The following is a 19,170-nucleotide window of genomic DNA, read 5'->3' on the forward strand; positions in this document are numbered from 1 at the left end:
GCGGAGCGATTGGGCTCCGCCCCCTCAGGGGTTTCCGGGGTCCGGCCGCGCCCTCGGTGTTCCGGCCTCGCGCCCTCGGATCCGGGACACCGGCGCCCGGCCACGGGGCTCCGCCCCGGACCCCGCGCCTCAAACGCCGGCGGGGCTGAAGATGCCCCTCACGTCCGGAACAAGCGTCCGATCACCTCGGGCAGCAGGCGGGCGCTCAGTTTCGGCGGAAGTGCCTGGAGGACCGCGAGTACGGGGGCCATCCGCTCCGGCAGCCGGCCGCCCTCCCCCACCCCGGCGAGCGCCAGCGCGATCTCGACCTCCTGCGAGGTCAACGTGTCCGGATCCAGCGTGGCCGCGGCCTCGACGACCTCCGGATCCACCCGAACGGGCCCCAGCTCACGGGCCCGTCCCACCGCCTTCTCCAGCTCGTCGAGCAGAAGCCGCGCCGTCTCCGGTTGCGCCACCGCCGCGGTCACCGTCAGATGCAGGGTGGCCGGTGAGGCCCCGAAGGCCGGTTGCGGCTGCAGATACCAGCCGCTGCCCCGCAGCTCGTCCGCCACCACGAAGACATCGACGTCCGGGTCGTCGGAGGCCACGGCGATCAGGGACGCCTCGGGCCGCGCCGCGAGCCGCAGACCGCCGATCCGTTCGACACCGTCAGCGAGCGCGCTGGTCGTCCGGTGTACGCGCGTCGACAGCACCGCGTAACCTTCGGCCCCGACGCGCTCCGTCACCGCCCAGGCCGCCGCGAGGGGCCCGGCCGACTTGGTGCCCTGGAGCGTGGAGTTGACCACGGGGTAGCCGGGCCAGGCGGCGTGCGCGAACCAGCCGTGCCGGCGCAGCCCCGCGTCGCGGAACAGGAGCAGCGAGGCACCCTTCGCCGTGTACGCGTATTTGTGCAGGTCGACGGAGAGCGACGTCACGCCGGGGACGGACAGGTCGAACTCCGGGACGCCCGGTACGTCCTGCCCCTGCCGCGCCGCGTGCCGCAGATGACCGAGGTACCACCCGCCGATGCACGCGTCGACATGGCACAGCACTCCTCGCCGCTCCGCCTCCCGCGCCACCTCGGCGACCGGGTCGATGACTCCGTGTGCGTACGAGGGGGCGGAGACGACGGCCAGGGCGGTGCGCTCGGAGATCGCCGCGGCCACGTCGGCCGGGCGCACCTTGAAGGTGTCCGGGTCGACGGGGACGCTCACCACGCGCAGGCCGAACAGCTCGGCGGCCTTGTGGAAGGCGGCGTGCGCGGTCTCGGGCAGCACGAGTTCGGGCTCGGTCACCCCGCGTTCCTTGCGGGCGTACTGACGCGCGGTCAGGACGGCGAGGAGGCAGCTCTCGGTGCCGCCGCTGGTGAACGTGCCCGCGCTCCCGCCGAGCAGCGCGGTGGCGCGCCGCACCAGGTCGTTCTCCAGCTCCACGACGCTCGGGAACGCCGTCATGTCCAGCCCGTTGACCCCCGCGAACGCGGCCTGCGCGGCGTTCGCGAGTTCGTCGAGGCCTTCGAGTCCGGAGTCATAGACGTACGCCATGGTGCGCCCGCCGTGTACCGGCAGATCGCCCGCACGCAGGGCCTTCAGCCGCGCAAGGATCGGGTCGTCGGTCGTCATGCGGACTCCTCGTCTCGCTGGGTGGGCTCTTGGCGCTCGTCCGGCGCGCCGGCCTCGTCGAAGTCGGCGCGCAGGCGGATCAGTTCGGACTCGGTGAGGCGGTACCTGACCAGCAGCGGAAGGCTCAGCGCGAGCAGTACGGCGGGCAGCGCGCCGAAGCCGATGACGATCGCGGTCAGTGCCGAGCCGGGCTGCGCGACACGGTCGGTGGCATCGGAGGAGACGAACCCGCCCAGCGCGAGGACAAGGCCGAACAGGCCGGGCCCCAGGGCGAGTCCGAGCGTCTCACCGGCCGTCCACAGGCCGGTGAAGACTCCGGCCCTGCTCCGCCCGCTGGTGCAGGCATCGGCGGCGATCGCGTCACCGAGCATCGCGAGCGGCAGCATCTGCACGCCCGCGTACCCGATGCCGGCCACAGCCACGGCCACGTAGATCAGCGGCGTCGGCAGTTCACGTCCCGCGGCGGCGCCGAGCGCCCCCAGCAGGAAGCACACGGAGGCCCCGACTGCCGCGTTCCGCTTGCCCGTTCGGCGGCCCATGGCCAGCCACAGGGGCATCGCGAGCAGCGAGGGCACGATGAGACAGGCGAACAGCACGGTGGTGGCGCTCGGCCGGTCGAGGATGTACGTCGCGAAGTACTGGGTGCCGGCGAGCATCAGGCCCGACGCGGCGGCCTGCACGACGTACGCGCCGAACAGCCACACGAAGGGAGCGTTGCCCCGCGCCGCACGCAACTGTCCGCGCAGGCTCGACTCGCCCGTTGTACGTATGACGTCCACCGGTACGGAGGGGCCGTCGCGCGTTATACGTATGACGCTGCGCGCTCCGGCCGTGGCGATCACCGCGGCCAGCATTCCCGCCGCGAGCAGCCCGCCGATCACCACGCCCATCAGCCGGTACCCGCCCGCGCTCCCCCGCTCGTCGCCGGTGGCGCCCGCGAGGATCGGGGCGACGGAGCCGGACATCAGGATGGCCACGGCGAGGAAGGCCACGCGCCAGGCCATGACACGGGCCCGCTCGTCCGGATCCCCCGTGAGTTCCGCGGGCAGCGCGACGTACGGAACCTGGAAGCACGCGTACGCGGAGGCGCTGAGCAGGAACAGGGCGGCCACGTACGCGGCGGCGGGCCCGCCTTCGAGGCCGGCGGGGGCCGCGAACATCCCCGCGAAGCAGACCGGCAGGGTGAGCGCGCCCAGCAGCATCCAGGAGCGACGCGGGCCCAGGCGGGAGCGGGTGCTGCGGTCGGAGCGAGCGCCGACCCACGGGTTGAACAGCACGTCCCACGCCTTGGGCAGGAAGACGAGCAGCCCGGCCAGGCCCGCTCCGACGCCGAGCACATCGGTCAGGTAGTACAGCAGCAACAGGCCCGGGACCGTGCCGAAGGTTCCGGTGGCGAGGGAGCCGAGTCCGTAACCGATGCGCACGCGCGCGGGGAGGCCTGTCGGTGACATGACCAGAACCTAGTGAAGATCCCCGGAAACGCACCAGGCCCGGAGCAGAACATTGTTCATGTTCTGCTCCGGGCCCACGGAACGATGGTGCGCGCTGCGGCGGGGCTCAGGCCTCGTCGCGGCGCAGGGACGGCTTCAGGTCCTTGAAGCGACCCAACAGTCCGTTGATGAACGCCGGGGACTCGTCGGTGGAGAACTCCTTGGCCAGCGAAACGGCCTCGTCGAGCACCACGGCATCCGGGGTCCCGTCGACCCAGACCAGCTCGTAGGCGCCGAGCCGCACGATGTTGCGGTCGACGACCGGCATCCGGTCGAGGGTCCACCCGACGGCGTACTGCGAGATGAGCTCGTCGATCCGGGACGCCTTCTGGGCGTACCCCTCGACCAGCTCCATCGTGTACTCGCTGACGGGCGGCTGCCGCGTGTCGCTGCGGGAGTGCCGGATCCAGTCCGCGAGGACCGTCAGGGGATCGGCGCCGCGCTGGTCTGCCTCGAAGAGGATCTGAAAGGCGCGCTTGCGGGCCGTATTACGGGCAGCCACGGTTAGCTGTTCACCCGGCCGAGGTAGTCGCTCGTGCGGGTGTCGACCTTGATCTTCTCGCCCTGGGTGATGAAGAGCGGCACGCCGATCTGGTGGCCGGTCTCCAGGATGGCGGGCTTGGTACCGCCGGTGGAGCGGTCGCCCTGGACGCCCGGCTCGGTCTCCTTGATGACCAGCTCGACGGCGGCCGGCAGCTCGACGAAGAGCACCTCGCCCTCGTGCTGCGCGACGGAGGCCGTGAAGCCCTCGATCAGGAAGTTGGCGGCGTCACCGACGGCCTTGCGGTCGACGTGCAGCTGGTCGTACGTCTCCATGTCCATGAACACGAAGTAGTCCCCGTCCATGTACGAGAACTGCATGTCGCGCTTGTCAATGGTGGCCGTGTCGACCTTGACGCCGGCGTTGAACGTCTTGTCGACGACCTTGCCGGAGAGCACGTTCTTGAGCTTGGTGCGCACGAAGGCAGGGCCCTTGCCGGGCTTGACGTGCTGGAACTCGACGACGGACCAGAGCTGGCCCCCGTCGAGCTTGAGCACCAGGCCGTTCTTGAGGTCGTTCGTGGAAGCCACGGTTGCGGAATCTCCTGGACTGACGTGGACGACCCAGGGGCACGCGAGCAGCCTTTGCGGGCTAGAGCGCGAGCAGCTCCTTGGTCGTGATGGTGAGTAGCTCGGGTCCGCCGTCCGCCTCGGGGCGGACGACGAGCGTGTCATCGATCCGGACGCCGCCCCGACCCGGGAGGTGGACCCCCGGCTCGACGGTGACCGGCACACAAGTGTCCAGTTTACCCATGGCCGCGGGGGCCAACTGCGGGTCCTCGTCGATTTCGAGTCCCACACCGTGCCCGGTCAGCGGCGCGAGCCCGTCACCATACCCTGCCGCGTCCAGGACGTGGCGGGCGGCCCGGTCCGCTTCGCGGCACTCGACGCCGGGCGCCAGGCTCTCCCGGCCGGCCCGCTGAGCGGCGAAGACGAGGTCGTACAGCTCGATCTGCCAGTCCGCGGGCGAGGTGCCGATGACGAACGTACGGCCGATCTCGCAGCGGTAGCCGCGATACGTCGCGCCCAGGCACACGGAGAGGAAATCACCCTCCTCGACCCGGCGGTCGGTGGGCCGGTGGGCCACACGCCCCGAGTTCGGGCCCGTGCCCACGGAGGTGGGGAAGGCGGCGCCGTCGGCACCGTGGTCGACAAGTCGACGTTCCAGTTCGAGGGCGAGGTGCCGCTCGGTCCGCCCGACAAGGATGGATTCCAGCAGCTCACCGAGCGCCTGATCGGCGATCTCGGCGGCGATCCGCAGGCAGGAGATCTCCTCCTCGTCCTTGACGAGGCGCAGCTGCTCGACGCCGCTGTTGAGGTCCAGCAGACGGAGTCGGGGCGCCACGGAGCCGACCGCGCGGTGCCGGGCCACCGTCAGGTGGTGCTCCTCGACGGCGAGCGAATCGGCTCCGCGGGACGCGGCCACGTCCGCGGCGGCGACGGCCGGGTCTCCTGCGGGTACGTCCAGGACCTGGACCCGCAGCGACTCGTCGACCCGTCCGTCGGCGGGTTCGTCGCTCGGCGCTCGCGCGCACAGCAGGAGGTCGTCACCGCCGCCGGGATCCCGGCCCAGCAGGAGCACGGCGCCGTTCGGTGCCGTTCCCGCCAGGTAGCGGACGTTGGCTGGCCGCGAGACGAGGGCGGCCGCGCCGCCGCCCGCCGTCGCGCGCTCTCTGAGCCGGTCCCGTCGGGCCGCGTGCACCTCTGCCATGACGCCGAGCGTACGAGCGGGTGGGCGAGGCGGCCGTCCCAGCGCGTCCGGACGGGTCCCTCCGGGGGTCTACGGGTGGGCTGGCGCCGGGGCCGGGGATCTGGGGCGGCCACCTCCCTCCACCCACGCCCACCGGGGCCCCGCTCACCCGGGGCGCACAGCCGCCGTACCCGGGACCACGCAGCGTGACCGGCCCTGCGTGCCCAGGGACCGCGGCCTGTTCCGCGTCGACCCCCGCCGCCAAGAGCGCACGGCGCCGAAGTCGTGCCGTGCCGACGCCCGCTCGTCTCCCTCCGACCCGCCTCCTCCGGGGCTTCGGCCCGCCCCGGGGCCCGGACCGCTACGACGAGGTTGCTGCCTCCCCTGACGGGTGTGCCGGGTCGGGATGTGGGGCTTCCGTCGTGGTCGGGGCTTCGTTCTCGTTGCGCGGCAGGCAAGGGCGGAACCTGGCCGCCCCGGGGGGCGCAGCCCGCAGGGTTCAACCCAGTGCGGGCCGAAGTCCCCGGAGGGGGCTGGTGGGAGGGAGATGGGCGGAGGAAACCGGCACGGGGCACCGCATGCCCTCGTCTGCCGGAGCCCCCGGCCTCGCCCGGCGCAGCCCACCCGTGCCAAGCCCGGCCACCCCGTCGCCCCGGCCACGCCACCCCGCCCGGCCTACGGCAGCGTCACCACTTCGGGGGGCTGGTGATGGCGCGGGCCAGGACCTCGTCCAGGACCTGGGCCGTGCCGGGGACGTCCAGCTGGGAGTTGTCGATGATCGGGAGGCCCGAGCCGTACCAGCCGGCCATGCGGCCATGGATACGGGCGACCTCCTCGTCGGTGAGACGGCGGTTGCCGCTGCGCCGGGAGTTGCGGTCCAGGACGATCTCCAGGCCGGGCAGCAGGACGACGGGCAACAGGCCGGGGCCCACATGCCGCTTCCAGCCGCCCAGGCCGACCACGGGCCGGTCCGGGAACACCGCATCGTCGAGGATGCAGGAGATTCCGTTCGCCAGGAAGTTGCGCGCGGCGAAACCGCAGGTGCGGCGGGCCAGCCGGTACTGCGCCTCGCTGTTGTCGTTCCACCCCGACTGCGGGTCGGCGAAGCCCGAGCGCACCCATTCCCGTACGTCGTCGAGGCTGATGTGGGCCGTCGGGACCCGGCGGCTCTCCGCCCAGTACTTGGCGACGCTCGTCTTGCCCGCGCCCGCAGGGCCTATGAGCAGTACGGCGAGCGTGGTCGAGGTCGAGTCGGCGGGCGCCTGCGCGGGCGGCGGACTCGGCACGGCGACGGGAGCACCGGTCGGCAGCTGCACATGGCCGGTGGTCTCGCGCGGCGGCTGCTGCGGCGGATTCGCGGCATGCGGCGGTGGCGGGGCCGCGGCCGGGGCCTGCGGCGCCTGAATGTGCGGCGGCTGGGCGGGCGGATGGTGCGGCGGCGCTCCGCTGAAGCCCGGCATGCCGGGCGGCGGCTGCGGTGCGTGACTCGCCTGCGGCAGGGAACCGGCGAACGGGTCTCCCCCGCCCGAGCCGGGCCGAGCGCTTGGGGGAGCGTGCTCCGGCCGATGGGGCGGCGGCAGCGGAGACCCCCCTGCTTGCTGCATCCGGTGCCACTCCATCTCGTACGACGGTCACTAGGGTCTATCCGGCGGATCATGTCGCGGTCGCGGGCCCTGGCACGCACATCTGCGGCGTTGTCCTCAATCACCATCGCTCCGCGATGCCTCAATCGTCCGCCTTGCAGCTGCACGCACCAGCCCCCGCTCACCGGCACCGATCGATGACGGCCACCCGGAAGCGACCTGATCCGCCGGACAGACCCTAGGGCGCCGGCGAACGGGGCGCTACTGAACGGTACCGTCCCCGGCCGCCGTTGTGTGAACGGCCGGGGAGGTCACGACGTGCCCGAACGTGAACGGACCGCCCTATTCCGCCACTTCGCCGTACGCGGCGAGCAGCACGGCGGGGTCGGGCCCCTCCAGGACGGTGGGCCTGCCGAGGCCGTCGAGGACGATGAAGCGCAGCAGATCGCCGCGGGACTTCTTGTCGACCTTCATCGTCTCGAGCAGCTTGGGCCACTGGTCGTAACGGTACGTCAGGGGCAGGCCGACGGACTCCAGGACCGTGCGGTGGCGGTCCGCGGTCGCGTCGTCCAACCGGCCCGCCAGGCGGCCGAGTTCGGCGGCGAAGAGCATGCCAATGGAGACGGCCGCGCCGTGCCGCCACTTGTAGCGCTCGTTCTTCTCGATGGCGTGCGCGAGCGTGTGCCCGTAGTTGAGGATCTCGCGCAGGCCGGCCTCCTTGAGATCGGACGAGACGACCTCGGCCTTGACCCTGATGGCGCGCTCGATCAGCTCGGCGGTGTGCTTGCCCGTGGGCGTACGCGCCGACTCCGGGTCCTCCTCGACGAGTTCGAGGATCCGCTCGTCGGCGATGAACCCGGCCTTGATGACCTCGGCGAGGCCGGACACGAAGTCGTGCACCGGGAGCGAGTCGAGGGCGGCCAGGTCGCACAGCACACCGGCCGGCGGGTGGAAGGCGCCGACGAGGTTCTTGCCCTCGGCCGTGTTGATGCCGGTCTTGCCGCCGACGGCCGCGTCCACCATGGCGAGCACGGTCGTCGGGACGGCGATCCAGCGCACGCCGCGCAGCCAGGTCGCGGCCACGAACCCGGCGAGGTCCGTGGTCGCGCCGCCACCGACGCCGACGACGACGTCGGAGCGCGTGAAGTTGGACTGCCCCAGCGCCTTCCAGCAGTACGCGGCGACCTCGGCGGTCTTCGCCTCCTCGGCGTTCGGCACCTGGATGGCGATCGCCTCGAAGCCCTGGTCGGCCAGGTCGCCGCGGAGCGCCTCGCCGGTCTCGGCGAGCGCCTCCGGGTGCACGATGGCGACGCGCTTGACCTTGTCGCCGATCAACGAGCCCAGTTCACCCAGGAGTTGACGCCCCACCAGGACCTCGTACGGGTCCGTGCCGGCGGTGCCGCCGACGTGGATACGGGTGACCTGTTCCGGCTGCTCGCTCATGCCTGCTTCAACTCCAGTGCGTCGAGGACCGCTTCGGCGACCTCTTCGGGGGTGCGGCCGTCGGTGGCCACGACCACCTGGGCGACCTCGGTGTACAGATGCCGGCGCGCCTCCATCAACTCCCGCCACTGCTTACGGGGGTTGACGGCGAGCAGCGGCCGGGCCGTGTTCAGACCGGTCCGCTTGACCGCCTCCTCCACGTCCATCGACAGATAGACGATGGACGGCCGATCGGCGAGCAGTGCCCGGGTGTCGGCGTCGAGGATCGCGCCGCCGCCGAGCGAGAGCACGCCCTCGTGATCGGCGAGCGCGGTCGCCACGGATGCCTTCTCCAGCTCCCGGAAGCGCGCCTCGCCCTCGTCGACGAAGATCTCCGCGATGGCGCGGCCCTGTGCGGTGACGATGTCGTCGTCGGTGTCCCGGTAGGCGCAGCCGAGCCGCTCGGCGAGCAGCGCGCCCACCGTCGACTTGCCGACGCCCATCGGTCCGACGAGGACGATCTGCGGGCCGCTCACCGGATCTGGAGGTTGTCGAGGTACGAGGTGACGTTGCGCCGGGTCTCCGGCACGCTGTCGCCGCCGAACTTCTCGGCGACCGCGTCCGCGAGGACGAGCGCGACCATGGCCTCGGCGACGATGCCGGCGGCCGGCACGGCGGAGACGTCGGAACGCTGGTGGTGCGCCTGCGTGGCCTCGCCGGTGGCGACGTCCACGGTCCTCAGCGCGCGCGGCACGGTCGCGATCGGCTTCATCGCGGCGCGCACCCGCAGCAGCTCACCGGTGGTGAGGCCGCCCTCGGTGCCGCCCGCGTGTCCGGAGACGCGGCGGATGCCGTCGTCCGTCTTCACGATCTCGTCGTGCGCCTGCGAGCCGGGCACGCGCGCCAGCTCGAAGCCGTCGCCGATCTCGACGCCCTTGATGGCCTGGATGCCCATGAGCGCACCGGCCAGGCGGGCGTCGAGCTTGCGGTCCCAGTGCACGTGCGAGCCGAGGCCCACCGGCACGTCGTAGGCGAGGACCTCGACGACGCCGCCGAGCGTATCGCCGTCCTTGTGGGCCTGGTCGACCTCGGCCACCATCTGCTTCGACGCGTCGGCGTCCAGGCAGCGCAGCGGGTCGGCGTCCAGCTTCTCGACGTCGGCCGGCGTCGGGTAGACGCCCTGCGGCGCCTTGACCGAGCACAGCTCGACGACGTGGCTGACGATCTCGATGCCGGTCGTCTCCTTGAGGTACGACCGGGCGACCGCGCCGAGCGCCACGCGGGCGGCCGTCTCGCGGGCGGAGGCGCGCTCCAGGATCGGGCGGGCCTCGTCGAAGCCGTACTTCTGCATGCCCGCGAGGTCGGCGTGGCCGGGCCGGGGGCGGGTCAGCGGCGCGTTGCGCGCCATGTCCTTGAGGATCTCCGGGTCGACCGGGTCACCGGACATGACCTGCTCCCACTTGGGCCACTCGGTGTTGCCGACCATGATCGCGACCGGGGAGCCCATGGTCAGGCCGTGCCGCACACCGCCCAGGAACGTGACCTGGTCCTGCTCGAATTTCATCCGGGCGCCGCGGCCATAGCCGAGGCGGCGCCGTGCCAGGTGGTCCGCCACCATCTCCGTGGTGATCGGAACGCCGGCGGGAAGACCCTCCAGCGTCGCGACGAGTGCGGGGCCGTGCGACTCCCCCGCGGTCAGCCAGCGCAACCTGCTCAACGGTGCTCCTCATGCTCGCGCTCTGTGTATGGGAACGATCCTCCCATGCCCGCGGAGCCCGGTGTTTCCGGTGTCCGGGGTGCGGACGTCACATGAGACGCGAGCCACACGCGCGAGCCCGGCAGCGGGGTCAGCCGAGCGCCTTCACGCCCGCCGCGCGCATGGCGGCGAGCACCGGACGGGTGTCGCCGGTGAACTGCTCGAACTGGAACACGGCCTGGTGCACGAGCAGGTCGAGCCCGCTGAGCACCGCCCCGCCGCGCCGCTCCCAGGCGGCCGCCAGCGGCGTGGGCCACGGATCGTAGAGGACGTCGAAGAGCGTGCCGACGCTCTCCGGGACCGCCTCGACCAGGTGGTCCGTGCCGCCCTTCGGCGTCGTGGAGATCACCAGGGGCGCCTCGAAGGCGCGGTCCGCCTCGGCCCAGTCGGCGATGCGCACCGCAACGCCGAGCCGCTCGCCCCAGCCGCGCATCTCGTCGGCGCGCCCCGCGCTGCGCACATAGGCGGTGACGTCGCCCGTACAGATCCGGGAGAGGGCGGCGAGCGCGGAGGACGCGGTGGCGCCCGCGCCGAGGATCGCCGCCGACTCGGCCTTCTCCACGCCGCGCTCGTGCAGCGCCGCGATCAGCCCCGGGATGTCGGTGTTGTCGCCGACCTTCCGCCCGTCCTCCTTGAGGACAACGGTGTTCACGGCCTCCACGGAGCGCGCGGCCTCGGTGATCTCGTCGAGCAGCGGGATCACCGCCCGCTTCAGCGGCATCGTCAGGGAGAGGCCGGCCCACTCGGGCCCGAGCCCGGCGAGGAAGGCGGGCAGCGCCGCCTCGTCGGTCTCGAACCGGTCGTACCGCCACTCGTCCAGGCCCAGCTCCGCGAACGCCGCGTTGTGCAGCTGCGGCGAGAGCGAGTGGGCGATGGGCGAGCCCAGAACTGCCGCCCTGCGCACGTCAGTTGGCCTGGCTGGCATTGAACTTGTCCTTCAGCTTCTCGAACTCGGCCTTGTTCTTCGCGAACTCGGTCTTGTGCATGCCGTCCGTGGCCACGAAGTAGATCCAGCCATCGCTCGTGGGGGTGAGCGTCGCGGTGAGGGCCACGTCGCCGGGGTTGCCGATCGGGCCCGGCGGCAGGCCCTTGCGCGTGTAGGTGTTGTACGGGTCCTTGTTGCTGTTGATCTCGGACTCGCTGATGTTGATGTTGCTCTGCTTGTTCAGGTAGTTGAAGGTCGAGTCGAACTGGAGGAGCTGGTTGGTCTCCGTGTTCGTCGGCTTGAGGCGGTTGTAGACGACCTCGGACATCTTGCGGAAGTCGTCGTGCGTCTTGCCCTCGGCCTGCACGAGGCTCGCGACGGTGAGCACCTGCCAGGGATTGTCGAGCTTGAGCTTCTTGGCCTCGCCCTCGAGGTCGAGCCGCTCGTACTTGTCGTCGGCCCGCGCCACCATGTCCTTCAGGACCTCTTCGGGCTTCATGCCCTTGGCGGCCGCGTAGCTCGACGGGTAGAGGAAGCCCTCCAGCGGGTCCTTCACGCCGCGACGGTTCATCGCCCAGTCGGGCAGGCCGAGGTCCTTGTAGTCCTTCTTCGCGACCTTGGCCGTGGTGCCCTTGGAGACCTTGAGCTTCTTGTCGATCAGCCCGTAGACGGTGGCGTTGCGGGTGCCCTCGGGGATGGTCAGGTTGGCGTGGCTCGTCGGGCTCAGCAGCAGGTCGACGGCGCTCGACGCGGACATCTGCCGCTCCATGACGTACGCGCCGGCCTGGATCGTCTTGCCCTTCGGGTCCGCGGACTGGGCGGCGACGAACGCGTCGACGCTCTGTACGACGCCGGCGTCCTTGAGCTTCTGCCCGATGGTGTAGCCGCCGGAGCCCTTCGGGATGACGACGGTGATCTGCTCGCCGTTGCCCTCGCCCGCGTAGTCGGGGGCCGCGCCGAAACGGTCCTGGTAGAACTGGTAGCCGAAGTAGCCGACGCCGCCGACACCGGCCGCGAAGATCACCGTGAGCACCAGGCAGGCGCAGCCGCTGCGCCGCTTCTTCGGCTTCTTGCCGCCGCGGCCCCGACGGCCGCCGCGACCCTCGTCGTAGTCGTCCTCTTCGTCACCGCCGCCGTTGAAGAACGCTTCCTCGCCCTGGTCGGGGCCTGCGTCCCAGCCGGTTCCCGGGTCCTGCGGGCGGCGGTGGCCGGGCGGCTCCGGCGGCGGGTAGGCGCCGGGGGTGTTGTAGTAGTCCGGCTCCTCGCCGTTGTACGCGGCGTGCTGACCGGTGCCGTAGGGGTCCGCGGGGTCCACGCCGTAGGGCGGCTGGCCGCCCTGGCCGGTGTTGTCCCAGCCACCCTGGCCCTGCTGTCCGCCGTACGACTGCTGGCCGTAACCAGGGTCCTGACCGTAGCCGGGGTTCTGGCCGTAGCCGGGGTCCTGCCCGTAGCCGTAGCCCTGCTGACCGTTGGTGTCCCAGTCACCGCCGTAGGCCTGCTGCGGGTCGTAACCACCCTGGCCGCCGTAGGCAGCCTGGCCGTGCCCGGCCTGCTGCCCCCACCCCTGGTCCCCGTACAGCGGGTCCGCGGGATGCCACGGTTCGGAGCCCTGGCCCCGGCCATACTCAGTCATCGGTCCCCTACAAGCCGCGAGGCGGGGTGGGCCGCTGTCCGATCTGGAAGGTCAACCGTTCCGCCTCTTGATGCTGTGCGGCGGCTATTCGAACACCGCCGGTCGCGCGGAACGTTACCGTATCGCGATCAGACAACCACTTCGACGCCCTCGCCAGGAGCAGTTCCTGACGCCCGTTCGGACTCCAGTGCCTGCTGGAGGATGATGACGGCGGCCGCCTGGTCGATGACAGAGCGGCCCTTTTTGGACTTAACACCGCTGGCGCGCAGGCCCTGACTGGCCGTCACTGTGGTCATCCTCTCGTCGAGAAGTCTCACTGGAACGGGTGCCACACCTCGGGCGAGTTCCTGGGCGAAGCCGCGGACCTTGGCCGCCGCCGGGCCCTCGCCGCCCTTGAGGGAGCGAGGAAGTCCGACGACGATCTCGATCGGCTCGTACTCCTCGACGATCTGGCGCAGCCGCCGGTGGGCGGCCGGGACGTCGCGTCCCGGCACGGTCTCCACCGGAGTCGCGAGGATCCCGTCGGGGTCGCAGGACGCGACCCCGATCCGGGCGTCCCCGACGTCGATCGCCAGACGGCGGCCTCGGCGCATCAGTTCGCGGTCTCCGCGACGAGGCGCTCGACGGCGTCGATGGCGTCGCCGATCGCGGCCGGGTTCTGGCCGCCGCCCTGCGCGACGTCCGGCTTGCCGCCGCCACCGCCGCCGAGGGTCTTGGCGGCCGTACGGACCAGGTCGCCGGCCTTGAGGCCGCGGTCGCGCGCGGCGTCGTTGGTGGCGATGACCGTGAGCGGCTTGCCGTTCGCCGTGGTGAAGAGGGCGACGACCGCGGGGCGGCCGCCCTGGATGCGGCCGCGCACGTCGAGGACCAGCTTGCGCAGGTCGTCGGCGGACGTGCCGTCCGGGACCTGGCCGGTGGCGAGGGCGACACCGCGCACGTCCTTGGCGCCGTCGGCGAGACCGCCCGCGGCCTGGAGGACCTTCTCCGCGCGGAACTTCTCGATCTCCTTCTCGGCGTCCTTGAGCTTGCCGAGCATCGCGGAGATCTTGTCGGGCAGCTCCTCGGAGCGGCCCTTGATCAGCTCCTGGAGCTGGGCGACGACCGTGTGCTCCTTGGCGAGGAAGTTGTACGCGTCGACGCCGACGAGGGCCTCGATGCGGCGCACACCGGAGCCGATGGAGGACTCGCCGAGCAGCTTCACCAGACCCAGCTGGGCGGTGTTGTGCACGTGCGTGCCGCCGCACAGCTCCTTGGAGAAGTCGCCCATGGTGACGACGCGGACGCGCTCGCCGTACTTCTCGCCGAACTCGGCGATGGCGCCCTGCTTCTTGGCGTCGTCGATCGACATGACCTCGGCGTGCACGTCGAGCTCGCGGGCCAGGACCTCGTTGATCTTCTGCTCTACGTCGGTCATCACGGCCGTGGGCACGGCGGAGGGCGAACCGAAGTCGAAGCGGAAGCGGCCGGGCTGGTTCTCCGAACCGGCCTGCGCGGCCGTCGGGCCGAGCGCGTCGCGCAGCGCCTGGTGCGTGAGGTGTGTGGCGGAGTGAGCGCGCGCGATGGCGCGGCGGCGCGTCACGTCGATGATCGCCTGCGCCGGGGCGCCGACGGTCACCTCGCCGACCTGCACGACGCCCTTGTGGACGTACACGCCGGGGACCGGCTTCTGGCAGTCGCGGACCTCGACGACCGCGCCGTTGTCCAGCTTGATGCGGCCGGTGTCGCCGATCTGGCCACCGCCCTCGGCGTAGAACGGGGTGCGGTCGAGCACGACCTCCACCTCGTCGCCCTCGGTGGCGGCCGGCGAGGAGACGCCGTTCACCAGCAGGCCGACGACGCGGGACTCGCCCTCGGTCGACGCGTAGCCGATGAAGTCCGTGGCACCCGCGGCGTCGGCGATCTCGCGGTACGCGCCGACGTTGACGTGGCCCGTCTTCTTGGCCTGGGCGTCCGCCTTGGCGCGCTCCCGCTGCTCCTTCATCAGGCGCCGGAAGCCGTCCTCGTCCACGGACAGGCCCTGCTCGGCGGCCATTTCCAGGGTGAGGTCGATCGGGAAGCCCCACGTGTCGTGGAGCAGGAACGCCTTGTCGCCGGCGAGGACCGACTTGCCGGCGGCCTTCGTCTCGGTGACGGCGGTGTCCAGGATGTTCGTGCCGCCCTTGAGGGCCTTGAGGAACGCGGCCTCCTCGGCGAGCGCGACCTGCTCGATGCGCTTGCGGTCGGTGATCAGCTCCGGGTACTGCAGACCCATCGTGTCGATCACGACGTCGAGCAGCTCCTGCACGACCGGGCCGGTGGCGCCCATGAGGCGCATGTTGCGGATGGCGCGGCGCATGATGCGGCGCAGCACATAGCCGCGGCCCTCGTTTCCGGGCGTGACACCGTCGCCGATGAGCATCGTCGACGTACGCATGTGGTCGGCGACGACGCGCAGCGAGACGTCCGAGTCGTGCTTGGCGCCGTAGGCGACGCCGGTCAGCTCGGTGGCCTTGTCGATGACGACGCGCAGGGTGTCCGTCTCGTACATGTTCTGTACGCCCTGGAGGATCATCGCGAGGCGCTCGAGGCCGAGACCGGTGTCGATGTTCTGCGACGGCAGGTCGCCGAGGATCTCGAAGTCGTCCTTGCCGGTGCCCGGACCGCGCTCGTACTGCATGAAGACCAGGTTCCAGATCTCCACGTAGCGCTCGTCGTTGACCGCCGGGCCGCCCGCTTCGCCGAACTCGGGGCCGCGGTCGTAATTGATCTCGGAGCACGGGCCGCAGGGACCCGGGACGCCCATGGACCAGTAGTTGTCCGCCTTGCCCAGGCGCTGGATGCGCTCCTTCGGTACGCCGATGACCTCGTGCCAGATGCGCTCGGCCTCGTCGTCGTCGAGGTAGACCGTGACCCAGAGCTTCTCCGGCTCCAGGCCGTAACCACCGTCCGCCACGGAGCTGGTGAGCAGCTCCCAGGCGTACTTGATGGCGCCTTCCTTGAAGTAGTCGCCGAAGGAGAAGTTGCCGCACATCTGGAAGAACGTGCCGTGCCGCGTGGTCTTGCCGACCTCTTCGATGTCCGGCGTGCGCACGCACTTCTGGACCGAGGTGGCGCGCGGCGCGGGCGGCTTGACCTCACCCAGGAAATAGGGCTTGAACGGGACCATGCCTGCGGGAACGAGCAGCAGAGTCGGGTCGTCCGCGATGAGCGACGCCGAGGGCACGACCTTGTGGCCACGCTCCTCGAAGAAGCTCAGCCAGCGGCGACGGATTTCAGCCGACTCCATCAGTGGTCCTCATTCCGATTGTTGATCGAGTACCTGGTGTTCTCGAGGTACTTGGGTTGCTTGGTGTTCGGGTTGAACGTGTTCTGGATGACCGCGAAGCGGCTCTGCGGCAGCTTCGCGGGATCCGGCTGCTCGTTGATGCCGAGGGCGTCGCCCAGCTCGGCCTCGCGTTCGGCCATGTTGTCGCGGACGTCGAGAGCGAAGTCCTTGAGCTTGTGGCCCGCTTCGACCGCCTTGTTGGCCGCCTGGGCCGCGAGGCTCTCCGGCGTCAGCTGCTTGATCTTGCGGTTGACCTTGGTGGTGGCCCATACGCCGGCGGCTGCGCCCGCGGTGAACCAGAACGTACGGCGGAACATGTATGCGGTCAGTCCCTCTTGTTCCGGTTGGCCCGCTTGGCCCGCCGCGCCTCGGGGAGCGAACGCCCCACGATCACGGTACGGCGCGACTCCTTGGCGGGCGCGTCCTTGCCCCGGCCACCGATGGCCCGGCGCACTCCGTAGCCGAACGCGGCCACCTTGACCAGCGGGCCGCCGAAGGTGGAGGCCACGGTGGAGGAGAGCGCCGACGCGTTCGACGTGACTTCCTGGACGTCCGAGGCGATCGAGTCGACCCGGTCGATCTGGGTCTGCGCGGAGCGCACCGCGGCGGAGGCGTCGGCGAGCAGCGGGACGGCCTGCTCGGTCACGTCCGCGACCAGTTTGGTGGTCGCCCTGAGCGTCTGGGCCAGCCTCACGAGCGCCACCGCGAGGAAGGAGACCAGGATCGCCCAGAAGACAGCCACCAGAATCCCGGCAACCTCTCCACCGGACACGTGGCACCGCTCCCTAGCTCTGTGCGAATACGCAGCTGCTGAACATCAAAAAGTCGTCCCCCGAGCCTATCGCGCCCGACCCCGCGCTCCGTACCGCATTCCCGTCCCGAGCGGTGGACATTCGGCGGAGTGATTGTACGGAGGGCGCACGCCTGAGTACGCTCTGTGCCCCATGCGACGCACTTCGCGCCCCACAGATGTCCCCGCCGGTCCCCCACAACCCGGCAACCTCCCCCACGAACTCAATCGTTTCATCGGCCGTGCCGCCGAACTCGCGGCGCTGGCCGCGGCCCTGGAGTCGGGCCGCCTGGTCACGGTCACCGGAGTCGGCGGTGTCGGCAAGTCCCGCTTCGCCGCCCACGCCGCCGCCCGGGCCCCGCGCTCCCTGTGTCCCGACGGGGTGTGGCGGGTGGAGCTGGCGACCGTGCGGCTGCCGGAGCTCGTCGAGTACACGCTCGCCGAAGCCCTCGGCCTCACCGACCACACCACCCGCGCGCCCCGCCAGGTCCTTGTGGACCACCTCGCCGAGCGTCGGCTCGTGCTCGTGCTCGACGGGTTCGAACACCTCGTCGACGCGTGCGCCTCTCTCATACGCGACCTGCTGCGCGCCGCGCCGGGGCTCCGTGTGATCGCGGTGGGCCGCAGGCCGCTCGCCGTCGACGGCGAGCGGGTGTTCCCCCTGGCGCCGCTGACGCCGGCCGACGCGGCGGAGCTGTTCGCGGACCGGGCCGCGTCGCTGCTGCCGGGGTTCCGGCTCGACGGGCGCATGTTGATCGACGTACTGGAGGTGTGTCGGCACCTCGACTGTCTGCCGCTCGCGGTGGAGCTCGCGGCCGGGCGGCTCCGGGTGCTGTCGCCGGCGCAGCTGATGGAGCGGCTCGACGACCGGTTCCGGCTGCTCAGGGGCGGCGGCAGGGACGCGCTGCCGCGCCACCAGACGCTGCGCACCACGATCGGCTGGAGCCATGAACTGTGCGCGCCCCAGGAGCGGTTGCTGTGGGCGCGGCTTTCGGTGTTCTCCGGCTCGTTCGACCTGGAGGCGGCGGAGTACGTCTGCGGTGGCGAGGGCCTGCCCGCGGACGAGATCGTCGATGTCCTCGACGAGCTGCTCGCGCAGTCCGTGGTCGTCCGCGAGGAGGCACGGGGCGAGGTGCGCTACCGGATGCTCGACACGGTGCGCGCCTACGGGGCCGAGTGGCTGGACAGCATGGGCGACGGCCGCCGGATGCGGCGCAGGCACCGCGACTGGTACATGGGCCTGGCCACCTGGTGCGAGCTGGACTGGTTCTCGCCGCGGCAGGGCGAGGTGGCGTCCCGGATCGAGGCGGAACTGCCGAATCTACGGGCGGCCCTCGAACACTGCCTGACCGAACCGGGCGAGACACACCTGGGCCAGTACCTGGCGGGCACGCTCTGGTTCTACTGGGCGGGCTGCGGGCGGCTCTCCGAGGGGCGGCACTGGCTGGACCGCAGTGTCGGCCTGGATGTCGAGTACGACGACGGTGACGTCTGCTCCGGCTTCGTCGAGGAGGACTGGGAGCACGGGGAGTACGGGGCCTCGCGCCTCAAGGCGCTGTGGGTGCTCGGCTACGTGGCGATCCTGCAGGGCGACACGGTGCCCGCGCTCGCCGCGCTGCAGGAGTGCCGCGAGGAGGCGGATCACTCCGGCGACGCCACGGCGCTCGCGTACGCGGTGCACCGCACCGGGTGCCTGGCCCTGGTCACGGACGACTTGCCGCGCGCCGAGGACCTGCTGCGCACCGCGCTGGCCGGCTACCGGGAGATCGGCGAGCTCAACAGCAACGTACTGATGGGGCAGGTCGAGCTGGCGATGACGCTCGCCTTCCAGGGCGATCTGGCGGAGGCCGTGGCGCTGTGCACGGACGTACGGCAGGTGTGCGAGGACCACGGGGAACGCTGGACCCTCGCGTACGCGCTGTATGTCCTGGCGTACGCGCGGTGGGCGGAGGCCGATTACGCGCAGGCCCGCTACATGCTCGGCATGTGCCTGGCGATCGGGCACGAGTTCCACGATCTGCTGGGCACGGTGCTGTCGATGGAGCTACTCGCCCTGGTCACGCTCGAGGAGGGGGACGCCGCCGAGGCCGCGGTGCTGCAGGGGGCGGCGGCCCGGATGTGGTCCTCCGTGGGGCTGCCGCTGTTCGGCTCGGTCCACTACAACACGCCGCACGAGCTGTGCGAGACGCGGGCGCGGCAGGCGCTCGGCGACACCCCCTTCGCCGAACTCTCGCGTTCGGGCGAGCAGTTGGAGCACGACGAGGCGGTGACGCGCGCACTGAGTCGTGGCCGGGGGCAGCGTGCGGCGCCGGCGGTGCCGCATCCGGCGCGCCCCGCGGAACCGGTCCGGGGCAAACGCGAACCCGCCGCCTCCCGCACCTGGAAGGGCGGCGAGGCGGCGGGCTGAAACGCAGGTGAGACTACGTCCGCACTCCC

The 19,170-nt window shown here is 71.3% G+C and carries 16 protein-coding genes; 1 reads left to right on the plus strand and 15 read right to left on the minus strand.

Translation table 11 applies throughout. The annotated features are described in order from the left end of the window. Positions 1–158 precede the first annotated feature (158 nt). The 15 genes from ACIRHA_RS21435 to ACIRHA_RS21505 form a co-directional block, all read right to left on the minus strand. Entirely contained in the window at positions 159–1,601 is a 1,443-nt protein-coding gene (locus ACIRHA_RS21435; RefSeq protein WP_403847969.1) for a pyridoxal phosphate-dependent decarboxylase family protein, read from the minus strand. Further along, the gene (locus ACIRHA_RS21440) at positions 1,598–3,052 is read right to left on the minus strand and encodes an MFS transporter (RefSeq protein WP_403847972.1); all 1,455 of its coding nucleotides are present in this window, start codon (positions 3,050–3,052) and stop codon (positions 1,598–1,600) included. Before ACIRHA_RS21440 ends, ACIRHA_RS21435 begins: the two co-directional genes overlap by 4 nt. Before the next feature lie 106 nt (positions 3,053–3,158). Next, a complete protein-coding gene (nusB, locus tag ACIRHA_RS21445) occupies positions 3,159–3,593 on the minus strand; it encodes a transcription antitermination factor NusB (protein WP_403847974.1) in 435 nt (144 codons plus the stop codon). A 2-nt stretch (positions 3,594–3,595) separates the two neighbouring features. Further along, entirely contained in the window at positions 3,596–4,162 is a 567-nt protein-coding gene (efp, locus tag ACIRHA_RS21450; protein ID WP_403847976.1) for an elongation factor P, read from the minus strand. A gap of 61 nt (positions 4,163–4,223) precedes the next feature. Beyond that, a complete protein-coding gene (locus ACIRHA_RS21455) occupies positions 4,224–5,342 on the minus strand; it encodes a M24 family metallopeptidase (RefSeq protein ID WP_403847979.1) in 1,119 nt (372 codons plus the stop codon). Positions 5,343–6,007: 665 nt separating this feature from the next. Then, positions 6,008–6,925: a Pro-rich N-terminal domain-containing protein gene (locus ACIRHA_RS21460; RefSeq protein ID WP_403847982.1), complete on the minus strand. Its 918-nt coding sequence runs from the start codon at positions 6,923–6,925 to the stop codon at positions 6,008–6,010. 321 nt (positions 6,926–7,246) lie between these two features. Next, a complete protein-coding gene (gene aroB, locus ACIRHA_RS21465; RefSeq protein WP_403847984.1) occupies positions 7,247–8,347 on the minus strand; it encodes a 3-dehydroquinate synthase in 1,101 nt (366 codons plus the stop codon). Then, positions 8,344–8,862, minus strand: coding sequence for a shikimate kinase (locus ACIRHA_RS21470; RefSeq protein ID WP_403847986.1), 519 nt, complete (start codon positions 8,860–8,862; stop codon positions 8,344–8,346). Before ACIRHA_RS21470 ends, aroB begins: the two co-directional genes overlap by 4 nt. Then, complete coding sequence (gene aroC, locus ACIRHA_RS21475) at positions 8,859–10,043, minus strand: chorismate synthase (protein WP_403847988.1); 1,185 nt, start codon at positions 10,041–10,043, stop codon at positions 8,859–8,861. The genes ACIRHA_RS21470 and aroC overlap by 4 nt, the downstream gene beginning before the upstream one ends. Before the next feature lie 130 nt (positions 10,044–10,173). Next, positions 10,174–11,007: a shikimate dehydrogenase gene (locus ACIRHA_RS21480; RefSeq protein ID WP_403847990.1), complete on the minus strand. Its 834-nt coding sequence runs from the start codon at positions 11,005–11,007 to the stop codon at positions 10,174–10,176. Continuing rightward, complete coding sequence (mltG, locus tag ACIRHA_RS21485; protein ID WP_403847993.1) at positions 10,988–12,640, minus strand: endolytic transglycosylase MltG; 1,653 nt, start codon at positions 12,638–12,640, stop codon at positions 10,988–10,990. Before mltG ends, ACIRHA_RS21480 begins: the two co-directional genes overlap by 20 nt. Positions 12,641–12,768: 128 nt before the next feature. Continuing rightward, positions 12,769–13,233 carry a Holliday junction resolvase RuvX gene (gene ruvX / locus ACIRHA_RS21490; RefSeq protein ID WP_403847995.1) on the minus strand — a complete coding sequence of 155 codons (465 nt, stop codon included), beginning with the start codon at positions 13,231–13,233 and terminating at the stop codon, positions 12,769–12,771. Further along, entirely contained in the window at positions 13,233–15,905 is a 2,673-nt protein-coding gene (gene alaS, locus ACIRHA_RS21495; RefSeq protein WP_403847997.1) for an alanine--tRNA ligase, read from the minus strand. The genes ruvX and alaS overlap by 1 nt, the downstream gene beginning before the upstream one ends. Further along, the gene (locus ACIRHA_RS21500) at positions 15,905–16,261 is read right to left on the minus strand and encodes a DUF6167 family protein (protein WP_403848000.1); all 357 of its coding nucleotides are present in this window, start codon (positions 16,259–16,261) and stop codon (positions 15,905–15,907) included. The genes alaS and ACIRHA_RS21500 overlap by 1 nt, the downstream gene beginning before the upstream one ends. An 8-nt stretch (positions 16,262–16,269) precedes the next feature. Continuing rightward, a complete protein-coding gene (locus ACIRHA_RS21505; RefSeq protein ID WP_403848002.1) occupies positions 16,270–16,716 on the minus strand; it encodes a DUF948 domain-containing protein in 447 nt (148 codons plus the stop codon). 172 nt (positions 16,717–16,888) lie between these two features. Between ACIRHA_RS21505 and ACIRHA_RS21510 the strand changes: the two genes are divergently transcribed. Next, positions 16,889–19,141 carry an ATP-binding protein gene (locus ACIRHA_RS21510; protein ID WP_403848005.1) on the plus strand — a complete coding sequence of 751 codons (2,253 nt, stop codon included), beginning with the start codon at positions 16,889–16,891 and terminating at the stop codon, positions 19,139–19,141. Positions 19,142–19,170 lie beyond the last annotated feature (29 nt).

This window comes from Streptomyces sp. NPDC102360, from assembly GCF_044766085.1.
GTDB lineage: Bacteria > Actinomycetota > Actinomycetes > Streptomycetales > Streptomycetaceae > Streptomyces.